Annotated in this window: 11 protein-coding genes and 1 other RNA gene; 4 read left to right on the plus strand and 8 right to left on the minus strand. The window is 56.3% G+C overall.

Going from position 1 to position 15,796, the window contains the following annotated elements; translation table 11 throughout:
* Positions 1–5: 5 nt before the first annotated feature.
* Complete coding sequence (gene sufA / locus EH164_RS12690; protein WP_124968472.1) at positions 6–362, minus strand: Fe-S cluster assembly scaffold SufA; 357 nt, start codon at positions 360–362, stop codon at positions 6–8.
* Positions 363–752: 390 nt separating this feature from the next.
* On the opposite strand from sufA, the gene EH164_RS12695 reads away from it, so the two are divergent.
* Entirely contained in the window at positions 753–1,544 is a 792-nt protein-coding gene (locus tag EH164_RS12695; RefSeq protein ID WP_124968473.1) for an alpha/beta fold hydrolase, read from the plus strand.
* Between the two features lie 469 nt (positions 1,545–2,013).
* On the plus strand, positions 2,014–2,586 hold the full coding sequence (locus EH164_RS12700) for a hypothetical protein (protein WP_124968474.1): 573 nt from the start codon (positions 2,014–2,016) through the stop codon (positions 2,584–2,586).
* 14 nt (positions 2,587–2,600) lie between these two features.
* On the opposite strand, the gene EH164_RS12705 is transcribed toward EH164_RS12700, so the two are convergent.
* From EH164_RS12705 to EH164_RS12720, 4 genes are all read right to left on the minus strand, one after another.
* On the minus strand, positions 2,601–2,957 hold the full coding sequence (locus EH164_RS12705) for a hypothetical protein (protein WP_241174961.1): 357 nt from the start codon (positions 2,955–2,957) through the stop codon (positions 2,601–2,603).
* Positions 2,958–3,012: 55 nt separating this feature from the next.
* A complete protein-coding gene (gene lpxP / locus EH164_RS12710) occupies positions 3,013–3,927 on the minus strand; it encodes a kdo(2)-lipid IV(A) palmitoleoyltransferase (RefSeq protein ID WP_023481826.1) in 915 nt (304 codons plus the stop codon).
* A 207-nt stretch (positions 3,928–4,134) separates the two neighbouring features.
* On the minus strand, positions 4,135–4,545 hold the full coding sequence (menI, locus tag EH164_RS12715; RefSeq protein WP_124968476.1) for a 1,4-dihydroxy-2-naphthoyl-CoA hydrolase: 411 nt from the start codon (positions 4,543–4,545) through the stop codon (positions 4,135–4,137).
* Entirely contained in the window at positions 4,545–7,598 is a 3,054-nt protein-coding gene (locus EH164_RS12720; RefSeq protein ID WP_124968477.1) for an FAD-binding and (Fe-S)-binding domain-containing protein, read from the minus strand. The genes menI and EH164_RS12720 overlap by 1 nt, the downstream gene beginning before the upstream one ends.
* A gap of 200 nt (positions 7,599–7,798) precedes the next feature.
* On the opposite strand from EH164_RS12720, the gene ydiK reads away from it, so the two are divergent.
* A complete protein-coding gene (gene ydiK, locus EH164_RS12725; protein WP_124968478.1) occupies positions 7,799–8,914 on the plus strand; it encodes an AI-2E family transporter YdiK in 1,116 nt (371 codons plus the stop codon).
* A 188-nt stretch (positions 8,915–9,102) separates the two neighbouring features.
* Positions 9,103–9,210, plus strand: an RNA gene (gene rprA / locus EH164_RS12730) — antisense sRNA RprA.
* Between the two features lie 64 nt (positions 9,211–9,274).
* Here the strand turns inward: rprA and EH164_RS12735 are convergent.
* The 3 genes from EH164_RS12735 to ppsA form a co-directional block, all read right to left on the minus strand.
* A complete protein-coding gene (locus EH164_RS12735; protein WP_124968479.1) occupies positions 9,275–11,647 on the minus strand; it encodes a glycoside hydrolase family 3 N-terminal domain-containing protein in 2,373 nt (790 codons plus the stop codon).
* Positions 11,644–13,053: an MFS transporter gene (locus EH164_RS12740; protein WP_094420031.1), complete on the minus strand. Its 1,410-nt coding sequence runs from the start codon at positions 13,051–13,053 to the stop codon at positions 11,644–11,646. The genes EH164_RS12735 and EH164_RS12740 overlap by 4 nt, the downstream gene beginning before the upstream one ends.
* Positions 13,054–13,269: 216 nt before the next feature.
* A complete protein-coding gene (ppsA, locus tag EH164_RS12745) occupies positions 13,270–15,648 on the minus strand; it encodes a phosphoenolpyruvate synthase (RefSeq protein WP_124968480.1) in 2,379 nt (792 codons plus the stop codon).
* Between the last annotated feature and the right edge of the window lie 148 nt (positions 15,649–15,796).

Consider the following 15,796-nt stretch of genomic DNA (forward strand, 5'->3'; position numbering starts at 1 on the left):
ACCGCCTATACCCCAAAGCTTTCGCCGCAGCCGCACTCGTGCTGCGCTTTCGGGTTATTAAATTTGAAGATCTGGTTCAAGCCTTCGCGTACGTAATCCACTTCGGTGCCATCGATAAACGGCATGGCCTGTAAAGGGACGTAGAGGCGAGCGCCATCAGATTCGTACAGCAGGTCGTCGTCGTTTGGCTCGCTTACGGTGTCGAGCACATAACCAAAGCCTGCGCAGCCGGTCTGTTTAATGCCAAGCCGCACGCCGAGGAGGCCGGCCTGTTTTTCGGTTAGCTCACGGATATGCTCCGCGGCGGCCGGCGTCAGGGTGAGCCCGCGCCATGCAAAATCTTCGGGATTAAATGATTCCATCGTGTTACCTCACTTCATCTGAGCTGAAGGGCATAACGCTATGTTAGTGATAATAATTCTCACTTCAACCTTCTGAGCGCAGGGTTATTCCCCCACGGGCCCTTTTTACAGCGTATCTGTTAAGCATAGACCCTGTTGAAAGGGTATAGAGAACGTTAAAAAAATGATTAATAAATTGATAAATAATGGCTTTAGCAAGCGTAACGCGTTAAATCGGTAAAAGCGCAAAAAATGTATAGGAAATGCCTATTTTTATTATAGGAAGGGCTTAAAGATGACCGCCCGCTGAAGAATAGGAATTTGCAGGCTCCCGAGGGGATCGATCTTTTATATGATGAGCGCACTTTTACCGCGCTCACGCCAACGGGCGCTCATATAAGGAAAAGAGTGATGCAGACACCATCTACCCTGTCATACATCGATAGCGGCAGCGGCTATCCCCTCCTGCTTGGTCACAGCTACCTGTTTGATAAGACCATGTGGTCACCGCAGATGACCGCGCTGGCGAAGCAGTTTCGCGTCATCGTGCCGGACTTGTGGGGACATGGTGAATCGCCCGCGCTGCCCGCAGGGAAAAGCACCATGGCCGATCTCGCCGCCGATCATTTGCAGATTATGGACGATCTTGGCATTGAGGAGTTTGCGGTTGTTGGGCTGTCGGTAGGTGGAATGTGGGGCGCTGAACTTGCCGCCATGGCCCCGCAGCGGGTTAAAGCGCTGATGCTGATTGACACCTTTGTCGGCAGTGAAACGGATGAGGCGCGTGAAAAGTATTTCGCAATGCTTAACGCTATTGATGCCGCAGGCACCCTGCCCGCACCGCTGCTGGAGTATGTCGTTTCGCAGTTCTACTCTCACCATGCCGATCCGTCTGACGTGCAGGCGCTCACCGCCCGGCTTGGCGCACTCAGCGCAGGGCACCTGCGTGAAAGCATTGTTCCGCTAGGCAAACTCATTTTCGGGCGTCCCGATCGCATGGCGGTGCTGGAAAAAATCACCTGCCCGGTGCAGATTGCCACCGGGGAACTCGATTTACCGCGCCCGCCGCTGGAGGGGCAATTAATGGCGGAAAAAGTGGGCTGTGAATTTAGCCTCATCCCCAACGCTGCCCATATTAGCAACAGAGAAAATCCTGAATTTGTTACCCGGCTGATTATCGACTTCCTGGCCCGTCACGCTTAATTGGCGTTTTTTTCTCCCGGGCGCGCCTTTTTTCTTCTGGCGCGCCCGCGCTATTTTCATCATGACCGGTGATTTATTGGCAGCGGTGAGTAGCTGTTTAAACAATTAATGCTTTTATTGCGGCATAAAAAACAAAACCCGGCGATAGCACGGCAGTTTCGTGACGATTTTTTCAGACAGTATAGAAATAAATTTTTCACGTTTTATCAGCGATAACAAGAAGATAAGAAAAACCCAAAACAAACCTGCAGATAATAATATGCCGTTAATTGAAATATTACGTCGATAACGCTAACCAATTATATAGATTTAAGCGATCGGTTTTGTAATAGCAATAGATAGAGGCTATCAAACAGCAACAGATCGATCACTTAAAACAATTTTCAAATGTGATGATTGCGTAGGTAAAATTGCACTCTTGTATATTGGAAAAGTCCTGTTCTTTTGAGTAGGGAGCTTAATCAGGGAAATGAAATCAATAATAGTCGATATTGCTGATAAGAAACTTCTCGTGACGGCAGAATTTCTGCCAGTGACCGATTTATCGGGAAAAAATATTCTTTGTTACCAGACGAGCGCGCGTTTTTTTGAATACAGCGAGCAGCCCACACTTCCTCGGCCGGTAGAGATAACCTGCGCGCAGCCGCCGGGCGTGGACGATTTTATTTTTACCACGCTGTGCCAGCTGGCGAAAAAGAAAGAGACGCTCTGCTTCTCCTTTACGTTACAGCCGCAGCGGCTTAACGATAGCGATTATCTCGCCACGCTTTATCATCTTTGCACCAGCAATGATGTCGCCGCAGAGCGTATTGAGATCGTTCTTGATAAGCGGATCGCGCATGAGGACCTGCAACAGAGCCTGCCCTTTTTGCGCGAGATAAAAGCCTGTGGCTTTATGCTGGGGCTGCAAAATCGTGCTGAGCATCTTCTGCAGAGTCGCGACAGCGAATGGCAAAGCCTCTTCCCTGCCGTTAAAGGCTATGCGCTCCCCCACGCCCTGACCCTTTCACAGCTGCAGTTATGGGAAGATCTCAGCAGTTAGCCCAGCGCTCGCCTTTACGGTGACGGTGTTTCCTGCTGCTGGCTACAGAGGATCGCTTTGTCATCGGTATGGTTATTATCTGAATAGAAAAAGGCTTTTTTACCGCTTCCCAGCTGCGTAATGATATGGATCGCAACCCAGTTTGTTTCTGCGTTCTGATCCTGCTTATCGCTGTAAAAAAGCGAACGTCCGGTGTATTGATCGCCAATCTCATACGGCTTCTCTTGCGGATCGCTGTAGTGACGCCCGTTTACCGTAAGCCCGTTGGGCTCCACCTCAACGCTGTACTCATCGCAGAGCAGCGCGATGCCGGCTGACCATGAGCAGGCAGAGAAAAGTGCAAAACAGCCTGCGGCAATAATCCTGAGCATAACCACTCCCTTTAATTAAACGGCAAAACGCCCCTGAATGGGGCGTTAAGAAAGATTAGCTGTAAAGCGAAGGTTCGCCGATCGGGCGCGTCTTGAAACGCCGGTGGATCCACAGATACTGTTCCGGCGCGCGGAGGATTTCACGCTCGATCACCCGGTTCATATAGCTGGCTGCGGCAAATTCGTTATGGGCGGGATAATCATCCAGCGCCTGGCCGATGTGCAGCGAGTAGCCGGAGCTGTCCTCTTTACGCACCATTGTTACGGTCAACATCTTCGCGCCAGAGAGGCGGGAAAGCACGAACGTACCGTTGGTGGTCGCCGCGTCTTTGACCGAGAAGAATGGCGCGAAGCTGCTGCCCTTACGGCCATAATCCTGATCCGGTGCAAACCAGACGGCTTCGCCCTGCTTCAGCGCCTGTACCAGCCCTTTCAGGTTGCGGCGATCGATCATCGATTTATTAGAACGCATGCGTCCACGGGTTTGCACCCACTCCATCACCGGGCTGTTATGCGGGCGATAGGTTGCCATCATCGGCTGGCAGAGCCCCATCACGCGGCCACCAAGCTCCAGCGACATAAAGTGCACGCCCACCACCATCACGCCCTGCCGGCTTGCCTGCGCGGCCTGCAAGTGCTGATAGCCGTCGACGTCAAACCAGCGACGCACGCGTTTATCGGACCAGAACCAGGCCATGCCGGTTTCAATCAGGCCCATGCCCAGCGAGACAAAGTTTTTGGCGATAAGCGTTTCGCGTATCTCGTCGCTCATATCAGGAAAACAGAGTTCAAGATTACGTTTTGCGATCTTCTCGCGGCGTTTGAGGAAGCGGCGTGATTGTCGCCCCAGACCGGCGCCAAGACGCGAAAGAAAAGGATAAGGGAGTTGCACCAGCAACCAGAGAAACCCCAGACCAGCCCAGGTGAGCCAGTAACGCGGGTGGAGAAAAGCTAATTTAAATGCCGTCATTCATCAATCCTTCAAGCATGTATCCAGTAGCGCTTAAAGAGACAATGAAGAACTTCATCAGGTCATTACGCGTTACAGCCCAATCGCTTGCATCAGAGCGCAAGCGTTACATCCCGTAGCGCGCAATATAGCACGGAGTGCTAATCGATTATCTTAAGAATAGTGAATAAATCGTGAATATTTTCGGCGGTTACCCGCCGAAATTTCTCATACCACGGCGGTGGTTAGCCGCGAAGAGCAGCAGAGGCGCGCCTGCTCATCAAAGATATCGATCTGCCACACCTGATGACGGCCGCCGGTGTGCAGCGCTTTACAGACACCGCGCACCCGACCGCTGCGTACCGAGCGCAGGTGGTTGGCGTTGACCTCCAGCCCGACCACCTTTTGCTCCCCTTCCGTGCAGAGATAACCCGCCACCGAGCCGAGGGTTTCGGCCAGCACCACCGACGCACCGCCGTGCAGCAGGCCAAAGGGCTGATGCGTGCGCTCATCAACAGGCATCGAGGCTTCCAGCGTATCGTCGCTGATGCGCTCAAAACGGATATCCAGCAGGCCAACCATATTGCCTTCTCCCATGGCGTTGAGCGCTTCCAGCGTAACCGCACGTTTCCAGATCATCACACCATCTCCAGCAGAGCCTGTAACGGATGGCGCACACCGTTTCCTTCGATGCGCTTCACCTGGCTACGGCACGAATAGCCCGTCGCCAGACAGCGGTTGCGCGGAAGACGCTGCATCGCCTGATGCCACGACAACTCATAAATACCGAGCGAATTGGCATGGTTCTTCACTTCATGACCATAAGTACCGGCCATGCCACAGCAGCCGACGCTGACATTTTCCAGCTGTGCGCCGAAACGCGCGAAGATAGCCGCCCACTGCGCAGGCGCGCCGGGCAAGGCGGTCACTTCGGTACAGTGACCGAAAAGATACCACGGCTCGCCGCTCACAGTGCGTGGCTCAACCCTTTCCAGCACGCCCGGCAGCCACTCATGCACCAGTTGCACATGGAAGTCGCCGCGTTTATCCGCCAAAGCCAGCTTGTACTCGTCGCGATAACAGAGCACCAGCGCCGGATCGACACCGACCATCGGCATCCCCAGCTCCGCAACGCGGTTGAGGAAATCCGCGGTCTTCTGCGCCGTCTTCGCAAAGCGATTCAGAAAGCCCTTGATGTGCTGCGCTTTGCCGTTTGGTGAAAATGGCAGCACTACCGGCCGGAAACCTAAGCGCTCGACCAGACGGACAAAATCCGCCACCACCTGCGCGTCGTAGTAGCTGGTAAAGGGATCCTGCACCACCAGCACCGTTTTCGCGCGCTGCTCTTCGCTCAACGCCTCAAGCTGCTCCAGCGTCATATTGGCAGAGTGATGGCCAACCATCTGTCGCTGCAACGACGGCACAGAGAGTAACGGCAGATCGACCATGCCAATATGCTTCGCCGAAAGATCCCGCACCCACGGCTGGCTCATAAAGAAGTTGAAAGTCTTCGGTGCGCGCGCCATGAGCGGTGCATAGCTTTCGACCGTTGCTACCAGATGATCGCGCAGCGGACGCAGGTAACGACCATGGTAGATTTGCAGAAAACGGGAGCGGAACTCCGGGACATCAATCTTGATCGGGCACTGGGTCGAACAGGCTTTACAAGCCAGGCAGCCGGACATCGCCTCTTTCACTTCGTGAGAGAAGTCATACTCGCCGCGGCGCGCATGCCAGCTGTTGCGGGTGCGCTCAATCAAGGTGCGCAGCGAGGCGCGTTTTTCCGGCAACTCTCTCTCAAGCTTCAGCGGATCGATACCGCGGTCAGCCAGCAGGCGCAGCCATTCGCGCACCAGCGTGGCACGCCCCTTCGGTGAGTGAATGCGGTTGCCGGTGATCTTCATCGACGGGCACATCGGGCTTTTGACATCAAAGTTAAAGCACAGCCCGTTACCGTTACACTCCATCGCTCCGCGCCAGGCGGTGCGCGAAGTGGTCGGGATCTGCCGGTCAAACGTCCCACGCTTCACCGCATCAACCTGCTTCATCGGCGCATCAAGCCCCTCTGGCGGGCAGATTTTCCCCGGATTCAGGCGGTTCTCAGGATCAAACGCCGCTTTGATTTTCCGCAGCTCACCATAGAGCGCCTCGCCGAAGAAGGCCGGGCTGTACTCGGCGCGGAAACCTTTACCGTGCTCGCCCCACAATAACCCGCCATATTTCGCCGTCAGCGCTACTACCTCATCAGAGATAGTTTTCATCAGCACTTCCTGCTGCGGATCGCACATATCCAGCGCCGGGCGCACGTGCAGCACACCGGCATCGACATGACCAAACATGCCGTAGCTCAGCCCGTGCCCGTCGAGCAGCGCACGAAACTCAACGATATAATCGGCCAGGTGCTCCGGCGGCACGCAGGTATCTTCCGCAAAGGGGATTGGCTTGGCCGCGCCTTTGGCATTGCCCAGCAGGCCAACCGCTTTTTTGCGCATCGCATAAATACGCTCAATCGCCGCCAGCTCATCGCAGCGCTGCCATCCAATCACGCCGCCTTCGCCACGCGCCATCAGCTCATCCAGACGCTGACAGAGCGAGGTGACCTGCGCATCGATCAACGCTTCATCATCCCCGGCAAACTCGACGATATTGAGCCCGAGCAGGGTTTTGTCGGGCACATCAGTAATCAGCTCTTTGACCGAGTGCCAGACGATATCTTCCCGCGCCAGGTTGAGCACTTTCGAATCGACGGTCTCTACCGACAGGGCGCGCGCCTCGACCATAAAGGGGGCGTTACGCAGGGCAGAGTCAAAAGAGTCATATTTGATGTTCACCAGCCGGCGCACTTTCGGCAGGCGGGTAATATCGAGCCGCGCTTCGGTAATGAAGGCCAGCGTGCCCTCCGAGCCGGTTAACACGCGCGTCAGGTCAAACTCGGTCATCTCGTCATTAAAGACGTGGCGCAAGTCGTACCCGGTGAGAAAGCGGTTGAGCTTGGGAAAGTTATCGACAATCAACTGGCGGTTGTCGCGACAGCGCTCGAGCACGGTTTTATAGATACGCCCGATGGCGGTGCTGGCCTTGCCGAGGGTTTCGGCCAGCGTGACCGGCATCGCCTGAGTATCAAGGATATCGCCGCCCAGCAGCACCGCGCGCAGCCCGAGTACGTGATCGGAGGTTTTACCATAGACCAGTGAACCCTGGCCGGAGGCATCAGTATTGATCATGCCGCCAAGGGTCGCGCGGTTGCTGGTAGAGAGCTCCGGCGCGAAGAAGAATCCGTACGGTTTAAGAAACTGGTTAAGCTGATCTTTGATGACGCCCGCTTCAACCCGCACCCACCCCTCTTCGGGGTTAATCTCAATAATGCGGTTCATATAGCGGGACATATCAACAATGATGCCCTGGTTCAGCGCCTGGCCGTTGGTGCCGGTACCGCCGCCGCGCGGGGTAAAGACCAGCGCCTTAAAACGCGCTTCGGCTGCGAGGCGTGTGATCAGGGCAACGTCTGACGTTGAACGTGGGAAGAGAACGGCGTCGGGAAGTAGCTGGTAAATACTGTTGTCTGTCGCCATCGTTAGCCGGTCGGCATAACTGGTGGCGGTATCACCTGTAAAACCTTGCTGCTCCAGTGCTTGCAAAAAATTGAGCACCAGTTGAACGACGCCTGGTGCCTGGGAAATCTGTGGGATCATTATGCTTGACCCTGCCTGACAGTTAATGTTGTTAAAAGTTAATCGTTTGCTTTAAGCCCTCATCGTTGTATCACATTTTTTTCTTAGGTGCTCAGCAGAATTGCAGGCAGAATCAGGCGGTGCAAATCAGCGCATATCGCTTCGCATAATAATGGGTGCTTGCCTGCCGCACCGCCCCTTCAGTACTGGAAAGGTGAATAATGGATAAAGTTGATAGTCGTCACTCCAGGGATGTGCCGCAATTAATGCTGTCGGTACTGTTTTTAGCCCTGATGATCATTGCCTGCCTGTGGGTGGTGCAGCCGTTTGTTCTCGGCTTCGCCTGGGCAGGAACCGTGGTGATCGCCACCTGGCCTTTGCTGCTGCGCCTGCAGCGATTACTCTTCGGCCGCCGCTCGCTGGCGGTGCTGGCGATGATGCTGCTGCTGATCCTGCTGTTTATTATCCCGGTCGCCCTGCTGGTCAATAGTCTTGTCGACTCCAGCGGCACGGTGATCCATGCCGTTACCAGCGGCGTCTCTTCACCGCCGGATCTGGCATGGCTGAACAGCATTCCGCTGGTGGGCGGTAAGCTCTACGCCGGCTGGCACAGCCTGCTCGATATGGGCGGTAGCGCGATTATGGCGAAACTGCGCCCCTACGTCGGGACCACAACAACATGGTTTGTCGGCCAGGCCGCGCATATTGGTCGCCTGATGCTGCACTGCGGCCTGATGCTGCTATTCAGCGCCCTGCTTTACTGGCGCGGTGAGCAGGTGGCAGAGGGTATTCGCCACTTCGCCTTCAGGCTGGCGGCTGAGCGCGGCGATGCCGCGGTGCTGCTGGCAGGCCAGGCGATCCGCGCCGTCGCGCTCGGCGTGGTGGTGACGGCGCTGGTTCAGGCGGTGCTGGGCGGTATCGGGCTGGCCGTCTCGGGCGTGCCTTACGCTACCCTATTTACCGTGCTGATGCTGATGACCTGCCTGATTCAGATTGGCCCGCTGCTGGTGTTGGTGCCGGCGATTATCTGGCTCTACTGGAGCGGTGATTCAACGTGGGGAACGGTGCTGCTGGTGTGGAGTGCGGTGGTGGCTACGCTTGATAACTTTATCCGCCCGGTGCTGATTCGCCTCGGCGCCGATCTTCCGCTGATCCTGATCCTCTCCGGCGTTATCGGCGGCCTGGTGGCCTTTGGCATGATCGGCCTGTTTATCGGCCCAGTGCTGCTGGCGGTCTCCTGGCGCCTCTTCTCTGCCTGGGTGAATGAAGTCCCGGCACCGAAAACGCCCTCAGACGACGCGCTGGCACAAGTCGACGATTTAGACAAGCCTGCCTGATACCGTTAAGGCGGGGTAGCCCGCCTTAATAATCATTAAGCATTACTTATCATTTTAACGCCGCTGTAGCACTCACCTTGTATAATGTCCGGTATATCGCCCCTTTTGCAGCATATATTCTTTACCTGCGTTTAACTAATGAGACGAATCTGATCGACGCAAAAATTCTGCATGCCTACTATAAGAGCACGGTTATAAATCAACACCTTGATTTATAAGCATGGAAATCCCCTGAGTGAAACAACGAATTGCTGTGTGTAGTCTTTGCCCATCTCCCACGATGGGCTTTTTTTTATCCTTTTTTTATTGATATCGCTGATAAAAAAGAAACCCGCTTTACATTGCGGGTTTCGTCTGAAATTAGCGACTTACTTCACAATTACTCATCATTCGCCAGCGTTGCGGCAGCACTTTTGTCTGCCCGGTTACCGTTACGGTTGTGCGCCCGCGGATATCGGCCGAAGACGCACCGACCTGCAACTCAAACTCTCCTGGCTCGACAATGCGCTTTCCGTCCCGGCGGGTGAAGTTGAGCATATCGACCGGTAGCGTAAAGGTGAGCGTCGCCGTCTCGCCGGGGCTTAACGCCACGCGCTGAAACGCTTTTAACTCCTGCACCGGCCGCACCATTGAGGCGACCTTATCGCGCACATAGAGCTGCACCACGTCACTGCCGCTGCGCTCTCCGGTATTGCTTACCTTCACGCGCAGCGTAATTTCGCCGTCGATATCGACCTGACTGCTCGCCAGTTCAGGCTCGCCGTAGGCAAACTGCGTCCAGCTCTGTCCATACCCGAAGGGGTAGCGTGAGCCAAAGTGGAAGGCGAAAGGCGTTCCGCCGCTCTTCAGTTTGTGGTTGTAATAATAAGGCATAGCGCCCGCGCTTTTCGGCACGCTCACCACCAGCCTGCCCTGCGGCTCCGCACGCCCGGTAAGCACATCGGCGATCGCCCAGCCGCCCTCCTGCCCCGGAGCCCATGCCATCAGCAGAGCGGCAACGCGCGTTTCCAGCCCCTGCAGGTTGTACGGACGCCCGCCGGTCATCACCACCACCACCGGCTTGCCGGTTTCTACCAGCGCCTCCAGCAGCTGCTGCTGGACGCCGGGCAGGGTCAGGCTGTCGGTGTCGGAACCCTCACCGACCGTGCCGCTCTGAAACAGTCCAGCAAGATCCCCCACGCAGGCAATCACTACCTCACTCTCCTGCGCCGCGCGCACCGCTTCGGGGATCAGGCTCATGTCATTTGAGACCGGCGACGCCTGCATCGGTTTTCCTGAGGCGTCGCCCGGAAAGACCGGCGCGCCCGCCATCCGTTTTTCAATGATATGACAGCCTTTAGCATAACGAACCTGCGCTTCGCCGAGAGTCTGGCGCAGCGCGGCAAGCAGTGTGGTGACCTGCGACGTCTCCTCCAGCATATCGCTGATAATCAGATGCACCGGGAAGCTGTAGCCGCTCAATAAGGCCAGCGGATCGTCGGCGGTCGGGCCGATAACCGCCACCTTCGGCGCGCCGCTCAGGGGGAGTACGCCGTTATTCTCCAGCAGCGTCAGCGATCGGGTTGCCACCTCGCGCGCCACCTGCCGCGTCTCCTCCGCTTGCAGAACAATCTTCTGCTCATCGCTGTAGGGGTGTTCAAACAGGCCGAGACGGAACTTCACCGCCAGCAATCGCGCGACAATCTCATCCACTTTCTCCATAGTGATAAGACCGCGCTCCACCGCCTGCGCCAGATGGCGCGCGCAGTCATCTTTCGGCAACTCGACATCGAGCCCGGCGTTAAAGGCCAGCGCCGCCGACTCGGCGGCATCATGAGTAACGCCGTGATGCTGGTGCAGCAGGCTGACGCCGCCATAATCTGCTACGATAATCCCCTCAAAGCCCCACTGTTCACGCAGCACGGTGGTGAGCAGGAAGCTATCGCTATGGCCGGGCTGGTTATCGATATCGTGATAGGCGGGCATCACCGATCCGGCATTGGCGCACTTCACCGCCATCTCAAAGGGCAGCAGGAAGGTGTCGTTCAGCTCGCAAAAACCGAGATGCACCGGCGCATGATTACGCGCCCCTTCACTGAATGAGTGGCCGACATAGTGCTTGAGCGTCGCCAGCATATCGCCCTTCTCACCCTGCAACCCGTCGACATAGGCGCAGGCCATCACGCCGACCAGCCAAGGGTCTTCGCCAAAGGTCTCTTCCGTGCGGCCCCAGCGCACATCGCGCGAAACATCCAGCACCGGCGCCAGGCCCTGTTTACAGCCGGTCGAGCGCGCCTCATCACCAATGTGCTGCGCGGCGCGTTTAATCAGTGCCGGATCCCACGTCGAGCCGTAGTTGAGCGAGGAGGGAAACAGCGTGGCATCTTTACAGAGCAGCCCCACCAGACACTCCTCATGGAACAGCGCCGGAATGCCGAGGCGCGTCTCCTCCATCAGCGTTTTTTGCAGCCGGTTGGCGGCACGCACGCCCTGTTTCGCCTCGACAATATGGGTACCCAGCGGACGGGTGATTTGCCCGACGCCGAGTTTCAGCCGCTCCGCCAGCGCCTCCTGCGCGCTTACACCGGCAAATTCATCGCTTAAATCGGTCCGCTCGCGGTGGTCGCCCTCCTCTGAGAGCACCAGCCACAGCCCATGCATCTGGGCGAACTTCTCCTCTGGCGTCATACGGGCAAGAAGATCGGCCACGCGCTCGGCGACGGGGCGGTTTGCGTCTTTGTAAATTGCGGTCATCGGGTCACTCCTGTGTTGCTGAGATCCGGGGTGGTTTGCGCGTCGGCGGCTTCATTACTGCCACCACGTTTTTGCAGAAGCTCTTGTGCGATGCTGTCGGCGACGCTGCTGTTGAGTTTGTAACGGGTCAGCAGCAGCACCATGCAGATAAATAACAGGCAGGGAATCAGGGTAAACAGCGCATTGATGGTGGTGAGCACGGTTGCACTCTGCTGAGCCTGGTTCGGAATATAGTCAACCGCACCGAGCACCCAGCCCACCACTGCGCCGCCGAGGGCCAGACCAAATTTAATGGCGAAGAGCGCGGTGGAGAAGACCAGCCCGTCGAGGCGGCGTCCGCTGCGGTGCTCTTCATAATCCACCACGTCGGAGAACATCGTCCATTGCAGCGGCGTAGTCAGGTTCTGAATAAAGCTGAAGACAATATTGAGGGTGAAAATAAGCCACACCTGCGATGGCGGAATGATAAAGATCAGCGCGGCAAAGATGACGAAAGTAATAATCGTCCACTGGTAAGCGCGCACGCGATCGAATTTACCGAGTAGACGCGCCGATAATAGTGCGCCGGTGAGTGAAGCGAGCATGCCGGAGACAATAAAGGTGAAGACCATTTCCGGGCGCAGTAACACATATTTGACGTAATACATGGTGGCTGAACCGCGGGTCACGACGGCGGTCAACAGCAAAATATTAAACAGGAAAACAATGCGCCACTGGCTATTTGCTGCCAGCAATTTGAGATCGCCAATCATCGAGCCGGAGGTGTCATTACGCGGCGTAAAGCGTTCGCGGGTCATAAAGAAACAGCTAAAGAAGAGCACAATCCCCAGCACGCCCATCATGCTCATGGCGTAGAAGTAGCCCTTCTGCACGTTGCCATCGCCAAGGTGCGCCACCAGCGGCAGGGCAATGACGGTGACAATCAGCCCGCCGATAAATGAGAGGCCAAAGCGCCAGGATTGCAGCGAGTGGCGCTCGTGCGGATCCATGGTCAGCGCGCCGGGCATGGCGCAGTAAGGAACGTTAATGGCGGAGTAGATAAAGCTGAGAATGGCGTAAGTGACGCAGGCATAAATAATTTTCGCCGTGGCGCCCGCTTCCGGCACATAGAAGGTGATGACGCAGCTGACGCCGAAGGGAATGGCGAACCAGAGCAGCCACGGGCGAAAACGGCCGTGCCGGGTTTGCGTGCGATCCACCAGCGCGCCGATGCAGGGATCGACAAACGCATCAATAACGCGAACGACTAAAAACATGGTGCCCATAATGGCGGCGGGTAAACCAAAAACGTCGGTATAGAAATAGGCGAGAAATAGCGTCGCCGTTTGCCACACCAGGGCGCTTGCCATATCGCCGAGGCCATAGCCTATTTTGTCTTTCGTACGCAGGACAGAGGAAATTGTCATTGTTATTAGCCTTGTGAGGTGAAAAATTATTTCATCCTGGTGCGTTATTTCTTATCGCACCGCTCACTACAGGCTCAAGTATTAGAAGAAGGCAGCATCGGAACAATTGCAATAATTGCCAGGCTTTTTACGTTTTTTAGTTATTGTGATCGGCCACATATTCGCGGCTGAAATAAAAAAATCCCCGACATTATGCCGGGGATTTTGTTTTCGCCGTTATTTTTTCAGTTCGGCGAGGCTAAGCCAGGTTTGCACCACCGTATCCGGGTTGAGCGACAGACTGTCGATGCCCTCATCCATTAACCATGCGGCAAAGTCCTCATGGTCAGACGGCCCCTGGCCGCAGATGCCGACATATTTGCCCTGCTTTTTCGCCGCGCGGATTGCCATCGACAGCAGCGCCTTCACCGCTTCGTTACGCTCGTCAAACAGCTCCGACACCACACCGGAGTCGCGATCCAGCCCGAGCGCCAGCTGGGTCATGTCGTTCGAGCCGATGGAGAAGCCATCAAAGTGTTCGAGGAACTGCTCCGCCAGCAGCGCGTTGGACGGGATTTCGCACATCATAATGATCTTCAGCCCGTTCTCGCCGCGCTTCAGCCCCTGGCGCGCCAGCTCATCCACAACCGCTTTCGCCTGGTCAACGGTACGCACAAACGGGATCATGATCTCGACGTTGGTCAGCCCCATCTCGTTGCGCACGCGTTTTACCGCTTCACACTCCAGCGCAAAGCAGTCGCGGAAGCTCTCTGCCACATAACGGCCCGCGCCACGGAAGCCGAGCATCGGGTTCTCCTCTTCCGGCTCGTAGCGCTCGCCGCCCACCAGGTTGGCATATTCGTTGGATTTGAAGTCGGAGAGGCGCACGATAACGCGCTTCGGCCAGAAGGCCGCGCCGAGCGTTGCGATCCCCTCCGTCAGGCGACCGACATAGAACTCAACCGGCGAATCGAAGCCCTTCATCATTTCGCGGATCTCGTTCTGCAGCTTCGGCTCCTGGTCGTCAAACTCCAGCAGCGCGCGCGGGTGTACGCCGATCATGCGGTTGATAATAAATTCGAGACGCGCCAGCCCCACGCCCTCGTTTGGCAGGCAGGCAAAGTCAAAAGCGCGATCCGGGTTACCGACGTTCATCATGATCTTCAGCGGCAGATCCGGCATGGTGTCGACGCTTGAGCTTTTCACGCTGAAATCGAGCAGTTCGGCATAGACATAGCCGGTGTCACCTTCGGCACAGGAGACGGTTACTTTTTCGCCGGTTTTGATGCGCTCGGTGGCATCGCCGCAGCCGACCACCGCCGGAATGCCCAGCTCACGGGCGATAATCGCCGCATGGCAGGTGCGCCCGCCCCGGTTGGTGACAATCGCCGCCGCCTTTTTCATGATCGGCTCCCAGTCCGGGTCGGTCATGTCGGTGACCAGCACGTCGCCAGGCTCAATCAGGTTCATCTCGCTGATATCGTGGATCACTTTCACCGTGCCCGCGCCAATGCGATGGCCGATTGCACGCCCCTCGGAGATGATTTTGCCCTGTGCATGCAGGGTGTAGCGCTCCATCACCTGGCCGCGCGAGCGCACGGTTTCCGGGCGCGCCTGCACGATAAAGAGCTTGCCGGTGTGGCCATCTTTCGCCCACTCGATATCCATCGGGCGGCCGTAATGTTTTTCAATCTGCACCGCCTGTTTCGCCAGCGCCTGCACCTCCTCATCGGTCAGCGAGAAGCGATCGCGCTCGGCCTGCGGTACATCTTCAATCTGCACCTGCTTGCCATGCTCCTGATTCGCTGCGTAGACCATGCGGATTTTTTTCGAGCCCATGGTGCGGCGCACAATTGCCGGGCGATCGTTGGCAAGCGTCGGCTTATGCACGTAAAACTCATCCGGGTTGACCGCGCCCTGCACCACCATTTCACCGAGCCCAAACGCGGAGGTGATAAACACCACCTGGTCGAAACCGGATTCGGTATCAATGGAGAACATCACGCCCGAGGAGGCGAGATCGGAGCGCACCATGCGCTGCACGCCCGCCGAGAGCGCCACGCCGCGGTGATCGTAACCCTGATGCACGCGATAGGAGATGGCGCGGTCATTAAAGAGGGAGGCGAAGACGTGCTTAATCGCCACCAGCACGGCGCCGTAGCCCTGCACATTGAGGAAGGTTTCTTGCTGGCCGGCAAACGAGGCATCCGGCATATCTTCTGCGGTAGCCGAGGAGCGCACGGCAAACGAGGCCTCTGCGTCATCGGCGGAAAGTTGGGCATACGCTTCATGTACCGCCTGTTCCAGCGCGGGCGGGAACGAGGTGTCCACAATCCACTGGCGGATCTGCGTCCCGGCTTTCGCCAGTTCGGAGACGTCGTCGATGTCGGTTTTATCAAGCAGTTCATAAATACGCTGATTTAAACCGCTCTGTTCGAGGAACTGATTAAACGCGTCGGCGGTGGTCGCAAATCCGTTCGGTACGGAGACGCCCATACCGGAAAGATTAGTAATCATTTCACCCAGGGAGGCATTTTTGCCTCCAACTCTGTCTACATCATTCATGCCGAGTTGGTCATACCAAAGCACCAGCGGTGACGAGCCATTGTTGGACATCGAGACAATCCTTTTGTGATATATGAAGGGGTACATAACGTCTTACAGCGTTTTTTATCCTGGCATAATAAATTGCGTTGAAAAAACGGTGAATCGTGTAAGCAATTACCCTTTGCGGTTTTTCGGACAGATACCCATCAATAAATGG

Origin of the sequence: Kosakonia sp. CCTCC M2018092 (assembly GCF_003864115.1) — a bacterium.
Taxonomy (GTDB): Bacteria; Pseudomonadota; Gammaproteobacteria; order Enterobacterales; family Enterobacteriaceae; genus Kosakonia; species Kosakonia cowanii.

What these genes read in the sequence shown, in the direction of transcription:
- EH164_RS12700 (WP_124968474.1), top strand. Translation starts at nt 2,014, where the DNA reads ATGAAATCAATAATAGTCGATATTGCTGATAAGAAACTTCTCGTGACG.
- menI (WP_124968476.1), bottom strand. Translation starts at nt 4,545, where the DNA reads ATGATCTGGAAACGTGCGGTTACGCTGGAAGCGCTCAACGCCATGGGA.
- EH164_RS12705 (WP_241174961.1), bottom strand. Translation starts at nt 2,957, where the DNA reads ATGCTCAGGATTATTGCCGCAGGCTGTTTTGCACTTTTCTCTGCCTGC.
- ydiK (WP_124968478.1), top strand. Translation starts at nt 7,799, where the DNA reads ATGGATAAAGTTGATAGTCGTCACTCCAGGGATGTGCCGCAATTAATG.
- EH164_RS12720 (WP_124968477.1), bottom strand. Translation starts at nt 7,598, where the DNA reads ATGATCCCACAGATTTCCCAGGCACCAGGCGTCGTTCAACTGGTGCTC.
- sufA (WP_124968472.1), bottom strand. Translation starts at nt 362, where the DNA reads ATGGAATCATTTAATCCCGAAGATTTTGCATGGCGCGGGCTCACCCTG.
- EH164_RS12735 (WP_124968479.1), bottom strand. Translation starts at nt 11,647, where the DNA reads ATGACCGCAATTTACAAAGACGCAAACCGCCCCGTCGCCGAGCGCGTG.
- EH164_RS12740 (WP_094420031.1), bottom strand. Translation starts at nt 13,053, where the DNA reads ATGACAATTTCCTCTGTCCTGCGTACGAAAGACAAAATAGGCTATGGC.
- lpxP (WP_023481826.1), bottom strand. Translation starts at nt 3,927, where the DNA reads ATGACGGCATTTAAATTAGCTTTTCTCCACCCGCGTTACTGGCTCACC.
- ppsA (WP_124968480.1), bottom strand. Translation starts at nt 15,648, where the DNA reads ATGTCCAACAATGGCTCGTCACCGCTGGTGCTTTGGTATGACCAACTC.
- EH164_RS12695 (WP_124968473.1), top strand. Translation starts at nt 753, where the DNA reads ATGCAGACACCATCTACCCTGTCATACATCGATAGCGGCAGCGGCTAT.